Consider the following 24,178-nt stretch of genomic DNA (forward strand, 5'->3'; position numbering starts at 1 on the left):
GCACCGCCTCTGCTCTGCCGCAAACTGTCGCCTTTTCGATCCGCATAAAAACCGCTTCCGTGACAATCATCCAGTCACTGCTTTTTTGCGCTGATGAGGTAGCCTAAAGCACATCTAACAGCCGGATGATCTTGGTTAAACTTCGTTTCTCCGCCTTTCCTAAATTTCCAACACGCCAGGAGGTAGTCGATTGTTAATGCTATGCGAGTCCGTGTGCGCTTAAAGGGGCCAGGTAGGCCGGTAACACTGCAGGCCGTTGAGTACGGCCCCCACAACAGGGCAGTGGTCGATGTGAGAGTGAACCCACACTCATGGAGCAACGTTTGCCAATAAGCTGGCGTTCCCCTGATGTAGTCGCTGGGATGACCGTGGACTCGAAAGATAAACGGAACGATAAAATGGAGATTCCCATTCTTCTTTAATACTCGTTGGAGTTTGCTCAGCGCTTCTTTTGCATGATAGACATGTTCAAGAGTATTGAAAGAAACAACGGAATCGTAGTGTTGTTCGGGGCAAGGTAGGAATCCATTGGGTTCGATTAGATAGGTCGGCTCGGTGTTAGGATCGATATTCGCCAATTCATAAACGAATGGGGCGCCGCTCTTCGTCCATTCTTTGACGTACTGGCTATAGTTGGTTCGACTACCGCCACCAAAATCCAACACTAATCCCTCAAGGCCGAGAAATTTTAAGCGCTCATACTCAAGGCATCGCAGCGTGCTGATGGTGCCGGCACCCCTGAGCATATGCAACAAGCGCTCGAAGGTGGGGATATGGAGCCCAACAAGTCCACCTGCGTCTCGAATTTCATGCATGATATCCCCCGAACTCTTTACTTCCTGCATAGCAAAAGCGGCTTGTCCGACCGACGGCCCGGCACCTCAGTCACCATTTTGAAATGACTCGAAATCGCCTTTCGAACGCGCTCAATATTGCAGATACCTGGATGGAGTTCGATAACCAAACACCGCACGGATGCAAGTGATTCGGGCTTTGCGCACAGGAAATCTTCTTCAGAGCCTTCAACGTCGATCTTTAGGATATCAATTTCCTTCCCGCTACCGATCGAGTTCATCAGCGTTTCAAGCGTTATCGTTTCAACTTCCATATCCCCTTCAGGCGAGATCCTATGGCTCATCGAGGGACCGGCGGTCGAAAAGCGTAGCCTCTCCCCGTCAGTACCGGAGGCTGCGAAATTAATCACGCGCCAATTTGCAGAACGAGAATGCGCATTCTTCATTGCCACGGCGAAAGTATGTATATCTGGTTCAACACTTACGATGGCAGCTTGAGGATTAACACTGAGGACCCAAGCGGCGAAGGTTCCGATATGGGCTCCCACGTCCAACACGCGTGGCGCATCAGCGGACCGCAGATCAGAAGTCAGAAACTCGTACTCGCGCTCGTGGAGCACCTCCACGAGCGCGTTGCTGTCGATGCCCCTGAAATACAGCGGCTTGCCGTCATACTTCACCTGTAGCAGGCCGAAAGGATTTCTTTTTCGGCGGATGATGATCCGCGCCGCCGCGACTGGATCACCTGCGAGCGGTGTGAGCCAACGAAGCGTCTGACAGAGTTTTCTAAATCGCGTTATCATGGCAACATTCGATTGTGTTCATTGTGATGGTATTCCTTCCGGTGACGCATGGACAAGGTCTCGGAAGAGTTCTTCATTCTCTAGCAAGCTTTCATATGAACCTTGCGCGACAAGCCGCCCGCGATCCAGAAGGACAATTTGATCGCAGTTGCGAACAGTCGCCAACCGATGGGCTATTATTATAATCGTCTTGTGCTGCCCGAGTTCAGTTATCGCTTTCATAACAGCCGCTTCTGTCTGGGTGTCCAGCGCGCTGGTTGCCTCATCGAAGACAACCACCTGAGGATCTCTGTACAAGGCACGTGCGATACCCAAGCGCTGCCGCTGTCCGCCCGAAAGGCGGGCGCCCGCTCCCCGATGATCGTGTCGTAGCCATTGGGGAGTTCGCTTATGATGAAGTCATGAATGTGCGCCTGGATAGCTGCTCGTTTCACCGCCTCATTATCAATTTCGGCAGGAGGCACGCCGAATGCTATATTGGCCGATACCGTACTGTCTGCCAGAAAGATCTGTTGAGGCACATATCCCAGATTCATCTGCCACGCCCGAGTATTACGCATGTCAAGCGGCACACCGTCGACGGTAATGCGGCCAGACGTCGCCATCATAAGACCTAGTAGAAGGTCAACAATGGTGCTCTTCCCCGCGCCGGTTTGCCCAACAAATGCGACAGTGCTATTCGCAGGAATATCAACACTCAAGTTTTTTATCGTTTTCGTATTGGAGGATTTGTACTGGAAATCCACATCTTCGAACCCAATCTTATCTCGAAATGGCAATGATTGGGCCGGCCGGTTGCCGATCGGAAGACTGTTCTGCTTTAGAGATAGATCTCGGATCAGTTCGTCCAGAGACGGCAGAGCGAATCGCACCTGCCCGACACTGCGAAATACATCCTGGAACGCCGGAAGCAGCCGATATCCGGCAAATGCGAAGAAGCTAATGAGAGGGAGGATCTCATCCACCCTGTCGCCACGTGCTATCCAATAAAGCAAAACGCCAAGCATAGATCCAAAGGCGACAGCTTGAATAAAGTAGAATGGAAGCTCGCGGGTAATCATCGTCATAGATTGATGGTGGGCATAGGCCTTCGACGGCGCGCCGAAACGGGACAAATATTCGTCTTCCCGACCAAGCAACCGGAGTTCCTTAATGCCCTGCAGCGCCTCCGCAGCAACCACAAACCGAGCATCGTTAGCTTTAAGACGCCGTTCGCCTGAGTACTTCACCCGCTGCCGCGTAAACGCGTCGATTGCAATGTAGCTCAATCCAAAAGATCCAGCCAAGACGCCGGAGGTCGCTGGCTCGACAACGATCAGCAATACTATGATTGCTGTGGAGACTACCGCGCCTGCAAGGGCGCGCATACCAGGCAACATAACGTTACCCGCAACTTCTTGGACTTCAGACAACAGGGATTTTGACAAGCTCGACGTATTTTTCTCTAGGAAGAACTCGTACGGCTGGGACATGTAGGTCTTAAGGAGACGCATCGATATTGCGTGAATACGCATGACCGAAAACCGCTGTATGGCAACGACCGTTAATGCCCGCAGAGCGAGGCTAAACAGCAAGAACACGAGCATCATCACCCCCAGTGCGATTAGGAATGCCCGCGTATCCTTGACATGCAGCGTCTGGTAGGCGGCGGAAATGATATGATTCGTGTGAATTACCTCTGGATTCGCTAGCACGCCAATAAATGGCAATATGCTAGCCACACCCGCGACTTCGAGGAAGGCAGAGATTACCATCAAGGAAAAAATCATGGCAGCCCGCAACCGCTCGCGAGCATCTAGTATTGAATAGAGCTTTCCAAGGACTGCCAACAAATCGCCTCGCGTGTTATCAGGGAAGGCTAACTAGCAACCACGGTCCAATGCCGCAACCAAATAAGTTGCCTTTAGAAATGTTGGCATGCTCATCTCTCAACCAAATGATGGCTAACGTCTGTTCCGACCTAGCCGCTTGCAGCAAGCAGAGCGCGAGATACTGCAACTGACCTCAATCCGATTGGGGAAGCGGCTGCATGATCCGACCAACATCTCCATAAGCAACTTCTGGTAGATTGGTAGTGCGGAAGACTTTGATTTCCGATTATTTCAGTTGCGCTCGTTGTAGAAAATGACAAGAAGGTGATTGTCTGATGATCTGCGAGACGCTGGGAAGCAATGCCTGAAAATACCCCCACTGGGACGCCACGCTCAGCATGGTTCTTAGTGCCGATGCAGGCGCTCGTCGCTCCTCTGCTGGCAATGCCGCGTGCTGCCAAACGCGCGCTCGCCTTGCTCGTGGATTCCAGTCTTTGTGTCCTGACGATCTGGTTGGCCTATTGTTTCCGCCTAAACGAATGGACGGTCTTGACCGGCGTGCAGTGGTTGCCGGTCTTCGTTTCCCTGTGTATGGCCCTTCCGATTTTCTTCGCGATGGGCATGTATCGGGCGATCTTTCGTTATGCCAACATGGCCGCTTTCATCGCGGTTCTAAAGGCTATCGCGATCTACGACGTCGCCTTCATGACGATATTTACGGCGCTGAGCGTCCCGGGCGTTCCGCGAACCGTCGGTATTCTCCAGCCCTTCCTGCTGCTGATTGCGATCGGACTGTCGCGGTTGGGTATCCGCTATTGGCTCGGCGATACCTATCAGCGGATCCTTCACCAGAATACGCTCGCTAAAGTGCTGATCTACGGAGCCGGGAATGCCGGCCGACAACTCGCCGGTGCTCTGACGAACAGCGCCGAACTCAATGTCGTCGGTTACCTGGATGATGATCCGCGTCTTAAGGGCGGCATCATGGGCGGCTTGCCGATCTACGACCCGTCAGATCTTCCGGTGCTCGCCGAAGCTCTTGGCGTGCACAATGTGCTTCTTGCTCTTCCATCCGCATCGCGGCAGCGGCGCAACGAAATCCTCGAGCGCATCCGCAAAGCCAGGGTGAATGTTCGGACATTGCCGGACCTGACTGCGCTTGCTCAGGGCCGTGTCGCCGTTTCCGACATTCGTGAGTTGGAGATCGAAGACCTGCTGGGACGGGAAGCGGTAGCGCCGCGGCAGGAATTGCTCGACAAGGCGATGCGCAAAAAGGTGGTTATGGTCACCGGCGCCGGCGGTTCCATCGGCGGTGAACTTTGTCGCCAGATTCTGCGCAACGCGCCTTCGACCCTCATCCTCATCGATCAGAACGAGTTTTCGCTTTATAATATTCACGCCGAATTGCTAAAGCTGGCTGAACTTTACCAGCAGGAAAGCCTACAGATCGTTCCGATCCTTTGTTCCGTCCGCGACCATGACCGCATGGAACATATTATGCAGAGCTGGCGGCCTCAGACGCTCTATCATGCCGCCGCTTACAAGCATGTGCCTCTCGTCGAACATAATGCCGTGGAGGGCATCAAGAACAACGTCATGGGGACGCTGATCACCGCACGCGCGGCGAACAAATGCGGCGTCTTGAATTTTGTGCTGATCAGCACGGACAAAGCCGTGCGTCCGACGAATGTGATGGGTGCCAGCAAGAGGCTGGCGGAGATGGTTCTGCAGGCGCTTGCCGCAGAACCGGCCGTTGACAGAGTGCGCACGAATTTCTCCATGGTCCGGTTCGGAAACGTGCTCGGTTCCTCCGGATCCGTCGTGCCGCTGTTTCGGCAGCAGATCAAGGACGGCGGGCCGGTTACCCTGACGCACCCGAAAATAACCCGCTACTTCATGACCATTTCGGAGGCCTCGCAACTGGTCATTCAGGCGGGCGCGATGGCCGAGGGCGGGGATGTTTTCCTGCTCGACATGGGCGAGCCCGTCCGCATCGCAGACCTCGCCCGCAAGATGGTCGAGCTTTCGGGATTGACCGTCCGCGACGAGGATAATCCCGAAGGGGACATCGAGCTTTCCGTTACCGGCCTGAGGCCCGGCGAGAAGCTTTATGAAGAGCTATTGATCGGGGATAACCCCGAGACAACCGAACATCCCCGGATTATGAAGGCGCGCGAGGATTTCCTGTTCTGGCCGGAGCTTTCGAAGAAGCTCAGCTTGCTCAATGCGGCATTGGATCGAAACGATATGGTCGCGGCACGCGCGACCTTGGCAGAACTCGTCTCCGGCTATTCCTCAACCGGTGAGGTTTCCGATCTTGCCTTCACCGGTGCCGAAACCGTTCCGGCAGCCTGAAGACATCGACGTACAGCCACCTTCAGACAAGTTTCCATCAAATCGACCTTGCGGTCGCCGCCCTCGTCCGGTGCCTATAGATCGTGTTGCCGGAATATCACCAACCCTAAAGCATAGATTGCATTCAATCTCACGGCTTTACAGCCGTGGTCTCGATCCGTAGCGAGGACGACATAAGTATCGTCAGGATCGGCAACCTCATACGACTTACGCTAGAGCTGATCTATCCCCAATCCAGGAACGCGCTTGATCGCACCAACGGCATTGCGATATTTTTCTCCGCAATTCTTCTGGGCCTCTCGCCGAACTTCAATTCATTTATTCTGCTCGGGTCGATGCTGTCGGGCATCTACCTACTGGCGACGGCCCGCTTTCCTCTGAATCTGTCGAAATCCGACCGGGCAGTCGCCATCTGCATGACGATCTACCCGCTGGTGATGATCGCCAGCATCTTCATCAACCCGCCTTACTCCGGGCTGATATAGCCGCGAATGCGCCAATCTCCGGATGGCCGCCTCGTGCCGCTTTTTATCCTCGGTGCCGGGATCGGAATGATCGTTACCTTTCTCGTTAGCCTGGTGCAGATCATGTTTCTGATGGAGAGAGCAGAGGCTGGGACGTCGAATGCCGCTCCTCGGAATCAAAGGCTTTCTTTTTGGCGGCGTTGCGCTTCTAAATGTTCAATCTCCGAAAAGCGTAAAGGATTGCGATCCTGGTATACGTGGCCGGTCTAGCCTGTGTGCTACTTTCCGGAACGCGCTCGGCCTGGCTGGTGATCCCCGTCCAACTCGTCATCCTTCTCTGGTATTTCCACAAACACAGCTTCCATCTAAGTTTTCGCAGCCTCACCATGACCGGCTGTTTGCTATTCGCCGGACTCATCGCGTTAGGCAGTGGCCAAATCGTTCATCGCTTCGAGGCGCTGCAGGAAAATATGGCCTCGCTCGAACGCAGCGATGGTGACTCACCTCGCTGAACGCTCGGGTTGCTCTCTACAAAGGCTGCCCTATCCGCAATCACCAAGGTTCCGTTGACCGGCTATGGGCCGCAATTGCCCTATTCCCATGTCCATAACGGCTTTGCCACAGCGGGAATCGATGCCGGCGTTTAGGCATCGCAGCGCTTTCCCTGCTGCTGCTGACGCCAATTACAGCCGCGTGGAAAAAAGAATCCCGGCCCGAGCCAAGATATCTCCATGGCAATCGCTCTTCTGCTGGTCAGTAGCTAGGTCATCACCGGCAGCTTCGGCGTCATGTTCAATCAAAAAGTATTGGATCCAATCTTCGCCTATATGGGCGCCCTATTTGCGCGGATCGGGGCAGCATATGCTTCGGGTCCTTGATCCGAAGCTAATCAGCGAGAAATGCTCTAGAGATCAACCTCCTCAGCGGTCCCTTAACTGGCTCTCTGGCGCGAATGGGTCAGAATTCCTTCATCTAGGCCGTGTACTCATAACCGGATGGCCGAGGTTGGCTGTGTACATCATTGAGGCTCTGGGTCGCGCTGGATAGCCTCCCGGAGATAGCGCTCTGGCTCACCTACAAATCGGGCTGCGTCGGATTGCGTGATCGCGCGAACGAGTACCTCGCTGTACGGGCGGATAATAGCGCCGCTCCTCAACGCGAAAACACAATCAAAGGCGCGCGCCAGGGCGCAAATTCTACCTACCAGTGGCAACGAAAGATCGCCGACATTTAAACGGAACTGGACATCTTCGATTATCGTTCCTCGAAAGCCGATCTGTACGTCGTCGGTTTTTTCATCCCCCAAATGCGCAGGTCTGGTGCCCAAGATTGCTTCTCAGGTAACATCATCCCGACACGTTCGACGATTGCTTCAATGGTCGCCTGAGAGAATTTCAGTTCAATAGCGTCAAGCTGATCACGGCTCATACGCGCGGCTACCACCCCATTCACGGTAGCGACTGACGAGGGAATAAGATCGAGAACGAACTGCCACCGAGCCATGAGAATAATCTAACGGCTCCTCGGGCGTAGGCAAGTCATGGCTGTGTACTTCCATATAATCACAATTTCTGATTCCAGTTTGACATGAGCCGATATGATCTGACCGACTTCGAGTGGCGCGTGATCGAGCCGCTTCTGCCCAACAAAGCCCCGAGGCGTTCCTCGCGTTGACGACCGCCGCGTGTTGAACGGTATCTTTTGGGTTCTGCGATCAGGAGCCCCTTGGCGGGATGTCCCTGAACGATATGCGCCTTACACGACTTGCTATAATCGCTTTAGGCGCTGGGCGGCAGTTGGAATTTGGGGCAAGTTGATGGATGCCGTAACGAACTCGTCGGATGATGGAATCACGATGATCGACGGCACTTCCGTTCGGGTGCATCATCTTGCGGCCACGCTAACCACCGAACATCCGGATCGTTGCCTTGGACGAAGCCGGGGTGGTCTTACGACCAAAATCCATGCGATCACTAATGGCAAGGGATTGCCTATCAAGATTGCCATCACGCCCGGTCAAGCTCACGATCTAACTGTGGCGAGCAAGCTGCTTAGTGAATTATCCTCGGCGGTATGGTCCTGACAGACAAAGCCTATGATGCTGATTGGCTACGCGCCCAAGTGAGAACGAAACAATCTTGGGCGAACATCCCGCCAAAATCCAACCGAAAGAAACCCATCGTATTAGCCCTTGGCTTTACAGAAAGAGAAATCTTATAGAGCGGTTCTTTGATAAACTCAAATGTTATCGACGGATCGCGACCCAGTATGACAAGTTAGGCGCGAACTTCCTCGCCATGACGAAACTAGCTTGTGTTCGCCTTGCTCTCCGCCATTACGAGTCCACGGCCTAATCCGCACTGGCCGCGCATCATATGCCATGATAAAGGTCTGCCGCGGAAACCTTCAAGGGCAACAATGCAGGCAAATAGATTCGTGGTGCTCGATAGCTGGCGCGGTATAGCAGCGCTATCCATTGTAGCCTTCCATTTCCGCACGACAGCAGGGCTGGGGAACATCGCCATTTTCAACGGGATGTATCTGTTCGTTGACTTTTTCTTCGTCCTCAGCGGGTTCGTGATCTACTCCTCCTATGGCTTCAAACTCGGCAGCGGATATAGCATTCGCCGATTCTTGTGGCTCCGCTTCGGTCGAGTGTACCCTCTGCACGTTGCGGCCCTGTTCGGAACTATTGCTCTGCAAGCCGTAATTGTTTATCCCCGGACTGGTCACTGGTTTCCAAGGCCAACTGAAAGCTGGGACACGATCCTCGCCAACGTCTTTTTAGTTCACAGCCTACATGTTTATGATTTCCTAACATGGAACGAGCCGAGCTGGAGTATTAGTGTCGAGTTTTTTACATATTTATTATTTGCTATTGCTATAAAGTTCAGCGGACGTGCATTTTTTATTCTCTGCGCATCAGCAATATTGGCATCCCCCATATTCTTATTCGTTTTCAACTCCGGAAAGAACTTGGACAGCACTGCGACATATGGGATTGTACGCTGCATATACGGCTTTGGCGTTGGTATCGTTGCATATGAGCTGTACGTCGGCGCCGCGAAGTTGAGGATACTTCTACAAGCCAAACCCTTCTGGAGCTCGGTCATGGAAGCCGTGACCGTAATCGCTATCGCTGCTTTCATCGCGCTGGTCGGCACAGGCCCGGTATCGCTCTTAGCTCCACTCCTTTTCGCAGTATCCGTTATTATCTTCGCAGCAGAAGCAGGTTTGCTCAGCCGACTACTGCATCTTCGGCCCCTTGTTCTTCTTGGGACCATCTCGTACTCTCTTTATATGGTTCATATGCTTGTGATTTCCTGGTGGCTAGAATTGTTCCGCTCGGCGGTGTTTAAGATTGGAGGGAAACCACTCTTCGATAGTATAGTTGATTTTTCGATAACATATGTTTTCTTACCGGGGAAAAACTATACTGGATTGGCTCTTATGCTGCTTCTGGTGATGACCGTAAGCACGATCACTTACTTGCTTATAGAGAAACCCGGTCGACAATGGTCACGGCGCCGTGCATATAAAGAGACAACTTCAGGCGACTAGCACATGGTTTAGGCGACTGCAGGGCAGTGATAGATTGCTAGAATTTGCCGTAGCAGAGCTCATACCGCCACCCTCCCCCGCACCCCTTCCGCAATCGCCGTCATCCGGTCCGCAGCCGCATGCCCAATCAGCATGAAGGCGTGTCTCCCGTTCGACCAGTAGACGACGTTCATGCCTTTGCGGCTTTCGAGGTCCGGCGCTTTGGGGCCGGCATCGGACCGGACGATGCACAGCGCCATCGGCCCGGTTTCAGGGTCGAGATAGGCGATCTGGGCGAGCGGTTTGCCGTCATATTGCAGCAGCAGGGCGCGTTTGAAATCGACGCCCGGAAGCGAGACCGCTTCTGGAGAGAGCGACAGGCCGAGTTTATCGTCGAGGGGGGCGAGCTGGGCGGCCTGAGACGCCCTGGCGGGCGTCGGACCTGCCAGCGTTTCCGCGGTATAGAGCGAGATATAATCGGCGACCACGGCGCGCCATTCGCTGCTTTCGTCCTTTGCCGAAAAGCCTCTGCCGAGGCCGAGGACGGCGCGATCGATGGCGATGCCGGCGACGAGCGAAGCGGCGAGCGCGGCGAGGAAGCGGCGGCGGCTGGCAGCGGGCGCCGAGACAGCTTTTGGATCCTCCCGCGCAGGGATGGCTTCGAGCATTCTCTCCAGCTTTTCGCGCGGCGCTTCCTGGAGCAGCGGCGCAAAGGCCTGCTCGAACGGCAGGCTGGCGCGCGCCAAGATCTCCAGCCGTTCGGCAACGCTCTCGTCTTCCTTCACAATGGCCTCGACCTGGGCTGTCTGTTCGGCCGTCAGTTCGCCGTCGATGAAGGCGGTCAGGTCCTCGTCGGAGGGAGTGGTGTATTTCCTATTCATTGCCGTCCCCCTTCCCGCTCGTCGTCGGAGAGGTTGGCGCGCGCTGCCGCCAGCCGGCTCATCACGGTGCCGATCGGGATATCCAGTATGCCTGCAACCTCGCGATAGGAAAGTCCTTCGACATAGGCGAGGAAAACCACCGTTCTCTGCGCCTCGGGCAGGGTACTCACCCGTTTCAGCACCTGCCCCGCCATCACATGGGTCTCGGTATCATGCGCGCCGTCGAAGATCAGCGCGTCCCCCGCATCGACGAAGCCCTGGCCCTGGCGCACCCTGCGCGAGCGGATCTCGTTCAGCCAGATCGAATGCAAGATCGAAAACAGCCAGCGGTCGAGCCGGGTGCCGGGGACGAATTGATCGGCCCGCTCCAGCGCGCGAAGGCAGGTCGCCTGCACCAGGTCGTCGGCGACATCGCGCTGATGCGAGAGAACAAGACCATAACGCCAGAGCCTTGCCAGATTTTCCGTCAGGCCGCTCCTGATATCCGCTGCGCTGGCGATGGCCGCCTCCGACGATCCTGCATTTTTCGGGACCGCCGGATGAACCGGCGATTCCGTTCTTGCGCGACTATAGGCAGGAAATGAGGCGCGCGCGACCGACATTCTCACATGCCTTTCTGGTTCTGTCTTCCCGCCCATGCCGGCAATCAGATCTTCGACGGATCGAGGATGGCCGCGTTCAGATCCTGATACTCCTCGCAGGCTGTGCCGCAGATCGCCTTGATGGCCCTCAACTGCTCCTTGGCGAGATCGAGCTGGCCCTTGATGACATAGGCTTCGCCGAGATATTCGCGCACCTTGGCATATTGCGGGTCCATCTTCACCGATTGGAGGTAATAGGAGATGCCTTCGTCGGTGCGGCCGAGCCTGCGGGTGGCATAACCGCGATAATTCAGCACTTCGGCGCTGTTCTGGTCCTTGACCGTGTCGAGCATCGCAAGCGCCTCCTCATAACGACCGGCCTTGGCCAGCGAATAGGCATAGTCGGTGCGGTTCTCGTCCGAGATGTTGGCGCTCTGCTGCTTGACGCATTTCCTGGTCTTCTGGTCGTAGATCTCGCCCTTCTTGCAGGTCGGCATTGTGCTGTTGTCATCGCCGACCGCAAAGACAGGACCGGAGACGAGGGAAGCGGCAAGGCAGCCGCCGAGAAGGATGGAAGCAAAACGGACCGTCATGATCGTCATGGAAAACTCCTCGAAAGTGACGTTGCGAGGAGAAAACACCGCTGCCCCGGACTTTATTCGCCGGCCTCTTATTTTCTCCATAACGGCTTCGTGAAGCCCGCGAAGCCGAATAAATCATCGGGACCGGGTGTTCTCAGCGTTGCGCCGGGAACGACAAGGAGAACTCCGTGACCGATACCGTAAAACTCGTCAGCCTCGCCGTCGCTGCACCCGAACATGTCATTTTCCAGAAACAAGCGCTCGAAACCTCTGCCCGGCTGTTTTCCGACCGTTTCGAGGATTTTCGGCATCTTGCCCGCGTCTTCGACAGCGCCGGTATCCAAAAGCGCCATGCCGCGCGCCCGCTTGCCTGGTTCGACGAAGCGCATGGCTGGCAGGACCGGATGCAGGCCTATGGGGAGGTGGCAGGCGGGCTCTTCGTCGAGACCGCGAGCTCAGCCCTTCAGCAGGCCGGGCTTGAGGCCGGCGATGTCGACTGTGTGGTGACGGTCTCCTCCACCGGTTTTACCACACCGAGCCTTGATGCGCAGATGGCCCGCCGGATGGGTTTCAGGGCCGATATCGAGCGGGTGCCGGTGTTCGGGCTCGGCTGTGCGGCCGGCGTGTCGGGTTTTGCGATCGCCGCGCGACTGGCGGGAAGCCGGCCGGGCGCCGTCGTGCTCTTCGTCTCGATCGAGCTTTGCACGCTGGCCTTCCGCCTCGACGAGCTGACGCGGCCGAACATCATCGCGACGGCGCTTTTCGGCGACGGCGCCGCCGCCTGCGTGTTGCGATCGGGCGACGACGGGCTGGCGGAAGTGGAATCGACCGGCGAGCATCTCTTTCCCGACACGCTCGATATCATGGGCTGGAAGATCGACGACGGCGGCTTCGGCATCGTGCTGGCGCAAGCCCTACCGCCCTTTGCCGAGCAGGAGCTCGGCCCGGCGGTGACGGCCATTCTCGCGCGGAACGGGCTGGCACCAGACGATATCGACCGCTTCATCTGCCATCCCGGCGGCACGAAAGTGCTGGCCGCGATGGAGAGCGCGCTGTCGCTGAAGCCGGGCGCTCTCGATCACGAGCGTGACGTGCTTGCCGACTACGGCAATATGTCGTCGCCGACCGTTCTCTTCGTGCTGGAGCGGGCGATCCGCGCCGGATTGCCGGAGCGCGCCGCGATGATCGCCATGGGACCGGGCTTTTCGGCGAGCTGCGTGACGCTCAAGAGGACGGCATGATGTGGCCGTCGATCGCGCTGCTTACCTTCGTGACGCTGCAGCGACTTGGCGAACTGGTACTCGCCCGGCGCAACACTGCTGCCCTTCTCGCCAGAGGCGGCAAGGAAGTTGCGCCGGAGCACTATCCCGTCATGGTGGCGCTGCATGCCGGCTGGATCATCGGCCTCTGGCTGCTGGCGCCGGGCAAGCCGGTCGATCTCTTCTGGTTTGCGGTGTTCATGGGGCTGCAGGCGCTGCGGCTCTGGGTGCTGGCGACCTTGAAAGACCGCTGGACGACGCGCATCATCATCCTGCCCGGCACGCCGCTCGTGACATCCGGTCCCTATCGCTTCCTGCGGCATCCAAACTACGCAATCGTCGTCGGCGAGATCTTCGCCCTTCCTCTCGTCTTCGGGCTGACGCTTTACGCGATCGGCTTTTCGCTTCTCAACGCTTGCGTCCTCCTTGTCCGCATGAAGGCCGAAAATGCCGCACTGAAAAGCGTAATGATTGTGAAATGAATGCGATTTTTCGTTTGCGCCGCAGTTTCGGCGGGGGCATTTTCACTGCGATAACACAGCGGAATGCAACGGAATGACGAAAAACGCAATCGTGCTCGGCGCCGGCATCGTCGGGGTGTCGGCGGCCATCCATCTCCAGCGGCGCGGCCGGCAGGTGACACTGATCGACCGTAGGGATCCGGGCAGCGAAACCTCCTTCGGCAATGCCGGCCTGATCCAGCGCGAAGGTGTCGAGCCTTACGGCTTTCCCCAGCAGCTCGGCCTGTTGCTGCGTTATGCGCTGAATAACCGCATCGACGCGCATTATCACTTACGCACGCTGCCGAGCCAGTTCGCCTTTCTCGCCCGCTACTGGTGGAATTCGAATGCTCGGCGGCATGCTCTGATCACCCGCGCCTATGCGCCGCTGATCGAACATTCGATTGCCGAACACAAGGATCTGATCGAGGCGTCAGAGGCGCAAGCGCTGATCCGTAGGGATGGCTGGATAAAGATTTTCCGAACGCAGGCCAGGCGCGACGAGGCCCTGGCGGAGGCCGCACTCTGGCAACGTGAATTCGGGGTGGACTATGACAGCCTGACTTCGGCTGACATCGCCCGCATGGAACCTGACATGACAGGCGATTTTGCCGGCGGCATCCGCTGGCGCGATCCCTGGTCGGTGCTCGATCCGCATGCGCTGACCTCAGCCTATCGCCGCTATTTCGAAAGACTCGGCGGCCGCTTCGTCACGGGCGACGCTGCCTCGCTCGGCCAGTTCGGCTCCGGCTGGAAGGTCATGACCGGGGAAGGCCCGCTCGAAGCCGAGGATGCGGTCATCGCGCTCGGCCCCTGGGCGGCAGTGGCAACACGCCGGCTCGGCTATTCCTTCCCGCTCGGCGTCAAGCGCGGCTATCACATGCATTATGCCGCAAAGGGCAATGCCGTGCTTAATAACTGGATGCTCGATGCCGAACGCGGCTATCTCCTGGCGCCGATGCGCCGCGGCATCCGGCTGACGACGGGAGCGGAATTCGCAACGCTCGACGCGCCGAAGACGCCGGTCCAGCTCGACCGGGCCGAAGCCGTGGCCCGCACGATCTTCCCGCTCGGCGACAGGCTCGATCCCGAACCGTGGATGGGCGCGCGGCCGTGCACGCCTGACATGATGCCTATTATCGGCAAGGCGCCGCGCCATCAGGGCCTGTGGTTCGCCTTCGGCCATGCCCATCACGGGCTGACGCTCGGGCCGGTGACCGGCCGCGTGCTGGCCGAGCTCATAACCGGCGAAAAACCGTTCATCGATTTTGCGGCCTATTCGCCGCAGCGTTTCAACCCGTGACACCGAGAGCGGCAAGCCCTTTCAGGGCCGTCGCCGCGATGCCTTCCACCGTGTCGTCAATATCGACGGTGACGACGCCCGCCTCGCCTGTCGGCACCTCCAGCGTCGCCAGTTGGCTTTCGAGCAGCGAGACCGGCATGAAATGGCCCTTGCGCTCACCCATCCGTTTGGTCAGCAAGGCCTTGGAGCCTTCGAGGTAGACGAAAAACAGGTTGCCGCCGGCCGCAGCCCGCAGCCTGTCGCGATAGATGCGCTTCAGCGCCGAGCAGGAGACGATGATGCCCTCGCCTTTTGCAAGCGAAGCCTTGATGTCTTCGCCGATGCGGTCGAGCCACGGCATCCTGTCCTCATCGGTCAGCGGAATGCCCTTCGACATCTTCTCGACGTTGGCGGTCGGATGCAGCGCATCGCCTTCGATGAAGGCGAGGTGCAAGGCCTCCGCCAGCTTTTCGCCGACCGAGGATTTGCCACAGCCGCTGACCCCCATGACAATGATCGCATAGGGTCTTTTCCTCAGCTCACCCGGCATGTTCCCTCCGAGACTCCGGCTTCCCGCTCAATCGAGCGGGAAGTGACAGGCATATTTTTGCGCACCTTCTCCACTTAGTTCGGGAGAAACCTGACGGCAATAATCCTGCGCCTTCCAGCAGCGCGGATTGAAGTGACAGCCGGACGGCGGCTTTAGCGGCGACGGCAACTCGCCTTGCAGCCGGATACGGTTCTTGGCGCGTTCCGGATCGGCGATCGGTGTCGCCGACAGCAAGGCTGCCGTATAGGGATGGCGCGGCCGGGCGAAGACCTCGGCGGCGGGACCGGTTTCGACCGGACGGCCGAGATACATCACCATCACCTCGTCGGCGATGTGGTGGACGACGGAGAGGCCGTGCGAGATGAAGAGATAGGCAAGGCCCATCTCCTTCTGCAGGTCCCTCAACAGGTTCAGCACCTGCGCCTGGATCGACAGGTCGAGAGCCGAAACCGGTTCGTCGAGCACCAGCACCTTCGGCCGCAGCATCAGGGCGCGGGCGATGGCGATGCGCTGGCGCTGGCCGCCGGAGAACATATGGGGATAGCGGCCATAGTGTTCCGGACGCAGGCCGACACGAGCCATCATCTCCTCCACCTTGCGGCGGCGGGCGGCGGCATTGAGATCGGTGTTGATCTTCAGCGGCTCTTCGAGGATCGAGCCGACCTTCTGGCGCGGGTTGAGCGAGCCGTAGGGGTTCTGGAAGACGATCTGCACCTGGCTGCGCAGGCTGCGGTCGCCGATGCGCGCAGGCTTGCCGTCGATCAGCAATTCGCCGGCCGTCGGATCCTCGATCATGGTGACGAGGCGGGCGAGTGTCGACTTGCCGCAACCGGATTCGCCGACGACGGCGAGCGTCTTGCCGGAATGGAGGCTGAAGCTGACGCCGTTCAGCGCCTTGACGGTGGCGTCGGCTTTGAAGAGACCGCGGTTGACGGTGTAGAAGCGGGCGAGATCCCTGCCCTCGAGAACAGCGCCGGTCATACCAGGTCTCCTGCAGTTTCATTGACCATGACGCCGGGATGCCCGAGCGGCTTGCCGTCTTTCAAAGGATAGTTGCAGAGCGCCAGCCCGAGCTCCGGCCCCTGGCGCACGACACCGCGATCGCATTCGACCGTGGCGTAGCCGCAGCGCGGCGCGAACAGACAGCCTGTCGGGCGGCCATGCTGGCCGGGCACGACGCCGGCGATCGAGGGAAGACGCTGACCGACCTTGGCCCGCTCCGGCAGGGCGGCTAGCAGGGCGGCCGTATAGGGGTGGTGCGGATCGCGGAACAGCGCCTTTACCGGCTGCTCCTCCACCTTCTGGCCGGCATATTGCACCTGCACGCGCTCGGCGGTTTCGGCAACGACACCCATGTCATGGGTGATCAGCACCAGCGCCATGCCGTGCTCTTTCTGCAGGCGCACCAGCAGATCGAGGATCTGCGCCTGGATCGTCACGTCGAGCGCGGTCGTCGGCTCGTCGGCGATCAACAGCTTCGGATTGCAGGCGAGCGCCATGGCGATCATCACGCGCTGGCTCATGCCGCCCGACATCTGGTGCGGGAAGTTCGACAGCCGATCCTCCGGCGCCGGAATTCCGACCAGGTTCAAGAGCTCGATCGAGCGTTGGCGACGCTCCTTCCTATTGAGGCCCATGTGGAAGCGCAGGGTCTCGCCCAGCTGGAAGCCGACCGTGAAGCACGGGTTAAGGCTCGACATCGGCTCCTGGAAGATCATCGCCATGTCCTTGCCGACGATCCTGCGACGCTGGCGGCCGGAAATGCCGCGCAGATCCTGGCCATCGAACTGCATACGGTCGGCGGTGATCTTCGCCGTCCAGGGCAAAAGCCCCATCAGGGCCAGCATGGCGACGGATTTGCCCGAGCCGGATTCACCGACGACCGACAGGATTTCACCCTTGTCGCAGGCGAGCGAGACGCGGTCGACGGCGCGGAAGAGACCGGAAGAGGTCTGAAATTCGACAGTCAGGTTTTCGATTTCGAGAAGTGGCATCACGACCTCTTCAGCTTGGGGTCAAGCGCATCGCGCAGGCCGTCACCCATCAGGTTGATGGCAAGAACGGTGATGAGGATTGCAAGACCCGGGAATGTTACGACCCACCAGGCGCGCGAGATGAACTCACGGGATTCGGCGAGCATGGTTCCCCATTCGGGTGTCGGCGGCTGCGCGCCCATGCCGAGAAAACCGAGGGCGGCGGCATCGAGGATCGCCGCCGAAAAGGCGAGCGTCGCCTGGACAATCAGCGGCCCAAGACAGTTCGGCAGGATTGTCTTGAACATCAGGCGCAGGGTGCCGGCACCGGCGACACGCGAGGCGATCACATATTCCTTCTCGCGCTCTGAAATAACAGAGGCGCGCGTCAACCGCACGAAATGCGGCTGGTTGACCAACGAAATCGCAATCATCGCGTTGGTCAGGCCCGGCCCCAGCACGGCCACCAGCACGAGAGCAAGCAGCAACGACGGGAAGGCCAGGATGATATCCATCAGGCGCATGATCGCCGTATCGATCTTGCCGCGGAAATAGCCGGCCACCAGGCCGATCAGAACGCCGCAGATGACCGAAAGCGTGACGACGACGACGCCGATGAAGAGCGAGAAGCGCGCGCCGTAGATCAGGCGCGACAGGATATCGCGGCCGACAGCGTCGGTTCCGAGCGGGAAGGAGATGCTGCCGGCTTCCATCCAGGCAGGCACGGCGAGCAGCGCCTGGCGGTTCTGCTCGTTCGGCGCATGCGGCGCAAAGATCGGCGCGAAGATTGCGACGACCAGGATAATGATGAAAATGACGAGGCCGATGACGGCGCCCTTGTTGCGGGAGAAATAGTGCCAGAACTCCGCAGCGGCGGATGGCTGGCCGGTTTTGACGGTGACCGTGCTCATGGACCGCTCCTAGTAACGAATGCGCGGATTGATGAAGCCGTAAAGGACATCAACAATCAGATTGACCAGCATGATGACGCCGGCGATCAGCAGAAGGCCGCCCTGGACCACGGCGTAATCGCGCTTAAACACCGAATCGACCATCCATTTGCCGATGCCCGGCCAGGAGAAGATCGTCTCGGTGAGGATGGCGCCGGCAAGAAGAACGCCGATCTGCAGGCCGATCGTGGTGATGACGGGGATCATCGCGTTGCGCAGCGCATGCACGCCGACGACGCGCAACGGCTTTAAACCTTTCGAGCGAGCCGTGCGGACGTAGTCCTCGCCCAGAACCTCGAGCATCGCCGAGCGCGTCTGGCGGGCGATGACGGCAAGCGGGATGGTGGCCAGCACGATTGTCGGAAGGATGAGATAGCTGACTGCCGAGGAAAACGCCCCCTTCTGGCCCGACAGCAGGCTGTCGATCAGCATGAAGCCAGTCACCGGCTTGAAGAAATACATGAGCGAGATGCGGCCGGAAACAGGCGTCCAGCCTAGGTAGCCGGAGAAGAAAATGATCAGCAGCAGGCCCCACCAGAAAATCGGCATGGAATAGCCGATCAGGGCAATACCCATCACGCTCTGATCGAACCAGGTGCCTCGCTTGACGGCGGCAAAGATGCCGGCGGGCACGCCAAGACAGACGGCGAGCATGATGGCACAGAAGGAAAGTTCGAGTGTCGCCGGAAACAGCGTCAGGAATTCGCCGAGAACGGGCCGCTTGGTGACGATCGAGGTTCCGAGATCGCCTTGCAACACCTTTCCGAGATAATCGAAATACTGCACATACATGGGCCGGTCGAAACCGAGATCGTGCATGATCTGGGCGTGCCGTTCCGGCGCCATGACACGTTCACCGGACAGAAGCATGACGGGATCGCCGGGGAGCATGCGGATGAACGAGAAGGCTATCAGGGAAACGCCGAGGAATGTCGGGATCAGCACCGCAAGGCGGCCGATGAAAAAACGCAACATGGCAGATGTCCAATAGTTTCCGGCGGTCAGGGAGGTCCTGACCGCCGGCTGCGCCCAGCTCTGCCGGGCATTCTTACATTATTCTTGTTATTCGGATACGTCGACGCCGTCGAAGCGGTGAATGCCGAGCGGGTCCATGTGGAAGCCGGAGACCTTCTTGCTCATCGGAACGAAGACGAGCGAGTGATCGAGGGTCGCCCAGGGTGCTTCCTTCTTAAAGATCAGCTGCGCCTGCTCGTAGGCCTTGGTGCGCTCGCCGACATCGGCGGTCAGCTTGGCCTTGGTCATCAGGTCGTCATATTCCTTGTTGCACCACTGGGCGCGATTGTTGCCGCCGACGGCATCGCAACCGAGCAGCGTATCCATGAAGTTGTCAGGGTCGCCGTTGTCGCCGGTCCAGCCGAGGATGACGGCGCCGTCGCGCTTCACGTCGGAAGAGAGCTTCAAATATTCGGCCCATTCATGAGTAACGATCTCGACCTTGACGCCGATCTTGGCGAAATCGGCCTGGATCAGTTCAGCGGCACGGCGCGCGTTCAGCATGTAGGGACGCGACACCGGCATCGCCCAGACCTTCATGCTGAGATCCTTGACCCCGGCATCGGCAAGCGCCTTCTTGGCGGCGTCCGGATCATACTTGTCGTCCTGAACGGCGTCGTTATAAGACCACATGGTCGGCGGGATCGGGTTCTTGGCAACGGTGGCCGCACCCTGGAAAACGGCGTCGACGATCGCCTGCTTGTTGATCGCCATGTTGAGCGCGCGGCGAACCTCCGGCTTATCGAAGGGAGCCATCTGCGTGTTGTAGGCGAGGTAGCTGACATTGAGGCCGGGCTGCTCTTGAACGACCAGATTTTCATCCTTCTTCAGTTCCGGGACGTCGGCGGCATTCGGATAAGGAATCAGGTGGCATTCGCCAGCCTTCAGCTTCTGAGCGCGGACAGCCGCATCAGAGGTGATGGCGAAAACCAGATCGTCGATCTTTTCCTTGCCCTTGAAATAGGTTTCGTTCGCCTTGTAGCGGATGACGGCATCCGGCTGGTAGGCAACGAAGGTGAAGGGGCCGGTGCCGAGCGGCTGCTGGTTGAGCTGCGCCATCTTGCCGTCGGCGGCAAGTTTGTCGGCATATTCCTTGGAAACGATCGAAGCGAAGTCCATGGCGAGGTCGGCCAGGAACGGCGCTTCCGGGTGGTTGAGCGTGAACTTGACGGTGAGGTCATCGACCTTCTCGACCGACTTGATCAGCTCCGGGAAGCCCATGCCGGCGGCGTATTCGTAGGAGCCGCCCTCGACATACTTGTTCCACGGATTATCGGATTTCAGCTGGCGCTCGAAGGAGAACACGACGTCGTCGGCGTTGAAATCGCGCGTCGGCGTGAAGAAGTCGGTGGTCTGGAACTTGACGCCGGGATGAAGCTTGAAGGTGTATTCCTTGCCATCGTCCGAAACGCTCCAGCTATCGGCCAGACCGGGTTCGATCTCGGTACCGCCATGCTTGAATTCGACGAGGCGGCTGTAGACGGTGCGCGACGACGCGTCGAAGGTCGTCCCTGCCGTGTAGAGGCTCGGGTCGAAGCCTTCCGGCGAGCCCTCGGAGCAATAGACAAGGGTCTTGGACCAGGCCGACGTCGCCATGACCGAAATCAGGGCCGTCGCTGCCAGCATGACAGAGATCTTTTTCATAGTATTGTTTCCCGGTTGTTCTTTTTTGATGTCTGGAGACCGCAGATAGGCATCCCGATCGACGGTCGATGGAACGACATTTATCTACTGAAAGCAACGGGCTACGGAGAAAATTTTTCCAGTTGGACAATTTTAGAAATTTTCGGTCAAAAATCAGCCTCAATTAGAAATATTCGGATAAAAACCCGCGGAATTTCGTCGCATTTTGGATATTGCACCTCCTGAGCTGCGCATAATGACCATTTCCGCATCCCCGAGCCCGGCGAAAACGCCGCAAACAAAAACCGCGGCTGCCGGGGCAACCGCGGTTTTACAAGTCTGTTCTGCTGCGAATTCAGGCGGCCGGCACGACGATCGCGGGCTTGCGGTATTCCTGTTCGCCGGTCAGTCCAAGAAGGAAATTGATTTGAGGACGCGCCTTGACGAGATCGTCGATGGTATATTCCGATAGCACGGCGAAGAAGGCATTGAGCGCCTTGCGCAGCGCCGAATTCAGGCCGCAGCTGTCGACCAGCGGGCATTCCACCACGCCGTCATCCTCGAAGCATTCGGCCATGGCGAAACTGTCTTCCGTCACCCTGACGACGTCGAAGAGGGTGATGTCGGCCGCCGGCTTGCCGAGCCGCACGCCGCCGTTGCGGCCGCGCACGGTTTCGACCAGACCTGCCTTGTTCAGCGGCTGAAGGATCTTGAAAAGAAAGAGTTCAGAAACGCCGTAAGCCTTGGCGATTTCCGGAATCCGGCTCAGCTGCCCTTCATTGGCAGCACAATACATCAACATGCGAACCGCATAGTTGGTCTGCTTCGTCAACCGCATGCCGATCTCCTGACTCGTGCTATTCAGACCTATATAGGCGGTTTGCTAGTTTTGAACAATTCCAAAATATGAAATTCGCAATCAGCTTATGAGGCCATTTGCCGCGACGTCAATCCCGCTCAAAGATCTCATTATAGTCGAGGATGGCCTGCTTGCGCTCAGGCGTGCCTGGATGGGTTGAGAGCATGCTGGTGCGGGAATGATCACCGAGCTTGGTTTCCAGGAGATCGAAAAAACGGGCGATCGCAACAGGATCCATGCCGGCCTTGCGCATCAGTTCCACCGAGCGCCGATCGGCCTCGGCCTCGGCACTGCGTGAATAGGACAATGCAAGCAGACCGCCGCCCTGTGTCAGGATATCCTCGACGCCAGAGCCGACATCGCCGGCAATCAGCATGACGAGGCCGGCCACACCTGCGGCGCGATAAAGCTGCCGGAGGCTGTGCTTGTATTCGACATGACCGACCTCGTGGGCGAGAACGCCGGTTATCATCTCATCGTCGCCGCCCGCCAGCTCCACCAGCTCGTCGGTGATGACGATATTGCCGTCGGGAAGCGCGAAAGCATTGGCCCCGATCACGCCGCCATCGCGGAAATTCAGCACATAACGGTTGGCACCGCCTTCGGCATTGGCGGCCACTTGGTTAAAGCGGCCGGCGATTTCGGCCTGCCTGGAGGGCGTCAGGTGGCTGGGCGACAGTGCCGTCGTATCCAGCGTATTGAGCGCGCCACGGGACATCGCTTCGGAGACCACAGGCGGCGTCACGAAGATGGCGACTTCGACGAGCGCCGGCAGCGCGTAACGATAGATTGCGACGGCGAGCAGAACGACCGCGGCCGCGAAGACGAAGATGCGAGGATGAAATTCCTCCAGCCGATGCACCCAGCCGCTTCTTCCGCCGCCGCCAAGGAAGGCGTCGATGGCATCATTCTCGCCACTCTCGAAGATCGAGCCGTCGGCAAAGACGGCGCGTCGGGGGATCGACCCGACGCGCTGTGTAAAGGAGACCTCTCCGGCCGCGCTATCCGAAAGAGCGACATCCTCTTCGGTTACGGCGAGCAGGCGCCCGCTGCGCGACAGCAGGCGGGCGGGAACGGAGCCGCTCGAGTGCGGCGGATACCAATCCCCTCTCGCGATGATGTCTGCGTCAGAAACCAAAATCGATCCCTTCCATGCTCATATATTCCGCACCGACGGCGGCGCCAGCCGTTTGAAACTGCGTAAAGACCTCGCCGATTTCGCCGTCGATGCGAATCGCCGTGTGCTCGGCGACATAACGCGCCAGGCGAACCGCCGCCCAGGGGCGCATCAGGCCGAGGGTGAGCATCGTCACCACAACGTTCGATATGGCGATCCAGGCATAACGCGCCCGGGAAAGATCGCTTCTCAGGAGATGCCGACCGTCGATCCGCGTCGACGACCAGACGACGTTGTGGACGGCCGCCCTATAGATCAGGCCTGCAAGGCCATAGACGATGAGGAGGCCGAAAACGACAAGATACATTCCCGACACTATCATTAACATAGCGGCGTCATGCTCGACTGCGCTGGGGTCATTCGCCTGCATCCCGGCGACCGCGATTGCAACCAACCCGGCGAGAACGACCAGGCCCAGCACGACCATCAGGGCCGGTATGAGAAGCGCGCGGTAGAGCGTGCCGATCTTGGGATCGGTCTCGAAAGGCCGATTGCCGTAGCGGAGATTGTTGAAGATATAGCGGTTGAGCCACCGGCTGGCGAAGGGCGCAAGCAGTCCCAGCGACAGGAAAGCGACGAGGCTTCCGAGCATCACGCAGACGAAGGCGCCGCCGGCGGTGCCGGTGAAATCAAATCGCACGTTGCGGTAGCTGGTCACGCGGGCATTGAAGCGAAGGCCTCTGACGATCAGCCAGGGGAGCGCGATGAGCACAAGGACCGTGGTCACGACCGAGAACAGCGGATGGATCGCTGCCAGAATGTTGGCCACCACGATGAAGGCGAACACGATCAGGCGGCCGATGAATATTTGCATGCCGCTCGCGTGATATTCGAAAGCGCGGCCGAGCACTACGGTGTTGCCGTAGAAATAACGGTTGCGCCGCACTTTCGCCCAGGCTGAATAGATGCCGAGCGTTACGATCGTCAGCAGGACGTTGACGATCCAGATGCCGAAATATTCCGAAGCCGTGCCGGTGAACCGGGCACGCTCAAACGCATTTGCCGCGGCGCCCGCGGACACTCTGTTGTCCATGATCTTTGTTCCCCCAGCACATTGCCCAACACATCATGATGAGAATCACGTGTCGGGCGCACCAACAGAAAAGCAAAGAGCGAAGAAATCAACAACCTGAAATCGAAAACGGGGACCGAAAGGCCCCCGAATTGCAGTTCGATTGTTC

At 58.3% G+C, this 24,178-nt stretch carries 21 protein-coding genes and 2 pseudogenes; 7 read left to right on the top strand and 16 right to left on the bottom strand.

Translation table 11 applies throughout. From position 1 onward, the window contains the following. Positions 1-74: 74 nt before the first annotated feature. The 3 genes from MHI61_RS19770 to MHI61_RS19780 all read right to left on the bottom strand — a co-directional run bounded on the left by MHI61_RS19770 (position 75) and on the right by MHI61_RS19780 (position 3,426). Positions 75-815: a methyltransferase domain-containing protein gene (locus MHI61_RS19770; RefSeq protein ID WP_239790195.1), complete on the bottom strand. Its 741-nt coding sequence runs from the start codon at positions 813-815 to the stop codon at positions 75-77. Between the two features lie 17 nt (positions 816-832). Beyond that, on the bottom strand, positions 833-1,597 hold the full coding sequence (locus MHI61_RS19775) for an FkbM family methyltransferase (protein WP_239790196.1): 765 nt from the start codon (positions 1,595-1,597) through the stop codon (positions 833-835). A gap of 218 nt (positions 1,598-1,815) precedes the next feature. Continuing rightward, complete coding sequence (locus tag MHI61_RS19780) at positions 1,816-3,426, bottom strand: ABC transporter ATP-binding protein (protein WP_239790197.1); 1,611 nt, start codon at positions 3,424-3,426, stop codon at positions 1,816-1,818. A gap of 342 nt (positions 3,427-3,768) precedes the next feature. Here MHI61_RS19780 and MHI61_RS19785 point away from each other — a divergent pair, with 342 nt between their 5' ends. Together MHI61_RS19785 and MHI61_RS19790 are read left to right on the top strand one after the other, a co-directional pair. Beyond that, a complete protein-coding gene (locus tag MHI61_RS19785; protein ID WP_239790198.1) occupies positions 3,769-5,763 on the top strand; it encodes a nucleoside-diphosphate sugar epimerase/dehydratase in 1,995 nt (664 codons plus the stop codon). A gap of 173 nt (positions 5,764-5,936) precedes the next feature. Next, positions 5,937-7,116 (top strand): annotated as a pseudogene (locus MHI61_RS19790) (O-antigen ligase family protein). A gap of 129 nt (positions 7,117-7,245) precedes the next feature. Here the strand turns inward: MHI61_RS19790 and MHI61_RS19795 are convergent. Then, positions 7,246-7,554 carry a hypothetical protein gene (locus tag MHI61_RS19795; protein ID WP_239790199.1) on the bottom strand — a complete coding sequence of 103 codons (309 nt, stop codon included), beginning with the start codon at positions 7,552-7,554 and terminating at the stop codon, positions 7,246-7,248. Between the two features lie 260 nt (positions 7,555-7,814). Here MHI61_RS19795 and MHI61_RS19800 point away from each other — a divergent pair. Together MHI61_RS19800 and MHI61_RS19805 are read left to right on the top strand one after the other, a co-directional pair. Then, positions 7,815-8,581: pseudogene (locus MHI61_RS19800) on the top strand (IS5 family transposase). Between the two features lie 82 nt (positions 8,582-8,663). Continuing rightward, positions 8,664-9,788, top strand: coding sequence for an acyltransferase (locus MHI61_RS19805; protein WP_239790200.1), 1,125 nt, complete (start codon positions 8,664-8,666; stop codon positions 9,786-9,788). A 59-nt stretch (positions 9,789-9,847) separates the two neighbouring features. Here MHI61_RS19805 and MHI61_RS19810 read toward each other — a convergent pair whose 3' ends face one another. The 3 genes from MHI61_RS19810 to MHI61_RS19820 are packed head-to-tail and all read right to left on the bottom strand — an operon-like array spanning position 9,848 to position 11,831. Beyond that, entirely contained in the window at positions 9,848-10,648 is an 801-nt protein-coding gene (locus tag MHI61_RS19810; RefSeq protein WP_239790201.1) for an anti-sigma factor, read from the bottom strand. Continuing rightward, on the bottom strand, positions 10,645-11,250 hold the full coding sequence (locus MHI61_RS19815) for an RNA polymerase sigma factor (protein ID WP_239790202.1): 606 nt from the start codon (positions 11,248-11,250) through the stop codon (positions 10,645-10,647). Before MHI61_RS19815 ends, MHI61_RS19810 begins: the two co-directional genes overlap by 4 nt. A gap of 44 nt (positions 11,251-11,294) precedes the next feature. After that, positions 11,295-11,831 carry a tetratricopeptide repeat protein gene (locus MHI61_RS19820; protein WP_239790203.1) on the bottom strand — a complete coding sequence of 179 codons (537 nt, stop codon included), beginning with the start codon at positions 11,829-11,831 and terminating at the stop codon, positions 11,295-11,297. A gap of 167 nt (positions 11,832-11,998) precedes the next feature. Here MHI61_RS19820 and MHI61_RS19825 point away from each other — a divergent pair, with 167 nt between their 5' ends. From MHI61_RS19825 to MHI61_RS19835, 3 genes are all read left to right on the top strand, one after another. Continuing rightward, complete coding sequence (locus MHI61_RS19825; RefSeq protein WP_239790204.1) at positions 11,999-13,051, top strand: type III polyketide synthase; 1,053 nt, start codon at positions 11,999-12,001, stop codon at positions 13,049-13,051. After that, positions 13,048-13,551, top strand: a complete 504-nt coding sequence (locus MHI61_RS19830) for an isoprenylcysteine carboxylmethyltransferase family protein (RefSeq protein ID WP_239790205.1) — start codon at positions 13,048-13,050, stop codon at positions 13,549-13,551. The genes MHI61_RS19825 and MHI61_RS19830 overlap by 4 nt, the downstream gene beginning before the upstream one ends. Positions 13,552-13,624: 73 nt before the next feature. Continuing rightward, positions 13,625-14,872, top strand: a complete 1,248-nt coding sequence (locus MHI61_RS19835; RefSeq protein WP_239790206.1) for an FAD-binding oxidoreductase — start codon at positions 13,625-13,627, stop codon at positions 14,870-14,872. Here the strand turns inward: MHI61_RS19835 and MHI61_RS19840 are convergent. The 9 genes from MHI61_RS19840 to MHI61_RS19880 all read right to left on the bottom strand — a co-directional run bounded on the left by MHI61_RS19840 (position 14,862) and on the right by MHI61_RS19880 (position 24,030). After that, positions 14,862-15,401: a gluconokinase gene (locus MHI61_RS19840; protein ID WP_239790207.1), complete on the bottom strand. Its 540-nt coding sequence runs from the start codon at positions 15,399-15,401 to the stop codon at positions 14,862-14,864. The genes MHI61_RS19835 and MHI61_RS19840 overlap by 11 nt on opposite strands. A gap of 27 nt (positions 15,402-15,428) precedes the next feature. Further along, positions 15,429-16,382, bottom strand: a complete 954-nt coding sequence (locus MHI61_RS19845) for a peptide ABC transporter ATP-binding protein (protein WP_239790208.1) — start codon at positions 16,380-16,382, stop codon at positions 15,429-15,431. Further along, the gene (locus MHI61_RS19850; protein ID WP_097584918.1) at positions 16,379-17,395 is read right to left on the bottom strand and encodes an ABC transporter ATP-binding protein; all 1,017 of its coding nucleotides are present in this window, start codon (positions 17,393-17,395) and stop codon (positions 16,379-16,381) included. The genes MHI61_RS19845 and MHI61_RS19850 overlap by 4 nt, the downstream gene beginning before the upstream one ends. Then, positions 17,395-18,285, bottom strand: a complete 891-nt coding sequence (locus tag MHI61_RS19855; RefSeq protein ID WP_086156022.1) for an ABC transporter permease subunit — start codon at positions 18,283-18,285, stop codon at positions 17,395-17,397. The genes MHI61_RS19850 and MHI61_RS19855 overlap by 1 nt, the downstream gene beginning before the upstream one ends. A 9-nt stretch (positions 18,286-18,294) precedes the next feature. Further along, positions 18,295-19,299: an ABC transporter permease subunit gene (locus MHI61_RS19860; protein WP_086156021.1), complete on the bottom strand. Its 1,005-nt coding sequence runs from the start codon at positions 19,297-19,299 to the stop codon at positions 18,295-18,297. 87 nt (positions 19,300-19,386) lie between these two features. Then, positions 19,387-20,982 carry an ABC transporter substrate-binding protein gene (locus tag MHI61_RS19865; protein ID WP_239790209.1) on the bottom strand — a complete coding sequence of 532 codons (1,596 nt, stop codon included), beginning with the start codon at positions 20,980-20,982 and terminating at the stop codon, positions 19,387-19,389. 334 nt (positions 20,983-21,316) lie between these two features. Beyond that, positions 21,317-21,799: an iron-responsive transcriptional regulator RirA gene (gene rirA / locus MHI61_RS19870; RefSeq protein ID WP_239790210.1), complete on the bottom strand. Its 483-nt coding sequence runs from the start codon at positions 21,797-21,799 to the stop codon at positions 21,317-21,319. Positions 21,800-21,908: 109 nt separating this feature from the next. Further along, the gene (locus tag MHI61_RS19875) at positions 21,909-22,958 is read right to left on the bottom strand and encodes a M48 family metallopeptidase (protein ID WP_239790211.1); all 1,050 of its coding nucleotides are present in this window, start codon (positions 22,956-22,958) and stop codon (positions 21,909-21,911) included. Beyond that, complete coding sequence (locus tag MHI61_RS19880; protein ID WP_239790212.1) at positions 22,948-24,030, bottom strand: YjgN family protein; 1,083 nt, start codon at positions 24,028-24,030, stop codon at positions 22,948-22,950. The genes MHI61_RS19875 and MHI61_RS19880 overlap by 11 nt, the downstream gene beginning before the upstream one ends. Between the last annotated feature and the right edge of the window lie 148 nt (positions 24,031-24,178).

Origin of the sequence: Rhizobium sp. K102 (genome assembly GCF_022385315.1) — a bacterium.
Taxonomy (GTDB): Bacteria; Pseudomonadota; Alphaproteobacteria; order Rhizobiales; family Rhizobiaceae; genus Rhizobium; species Rhizobium croatiense.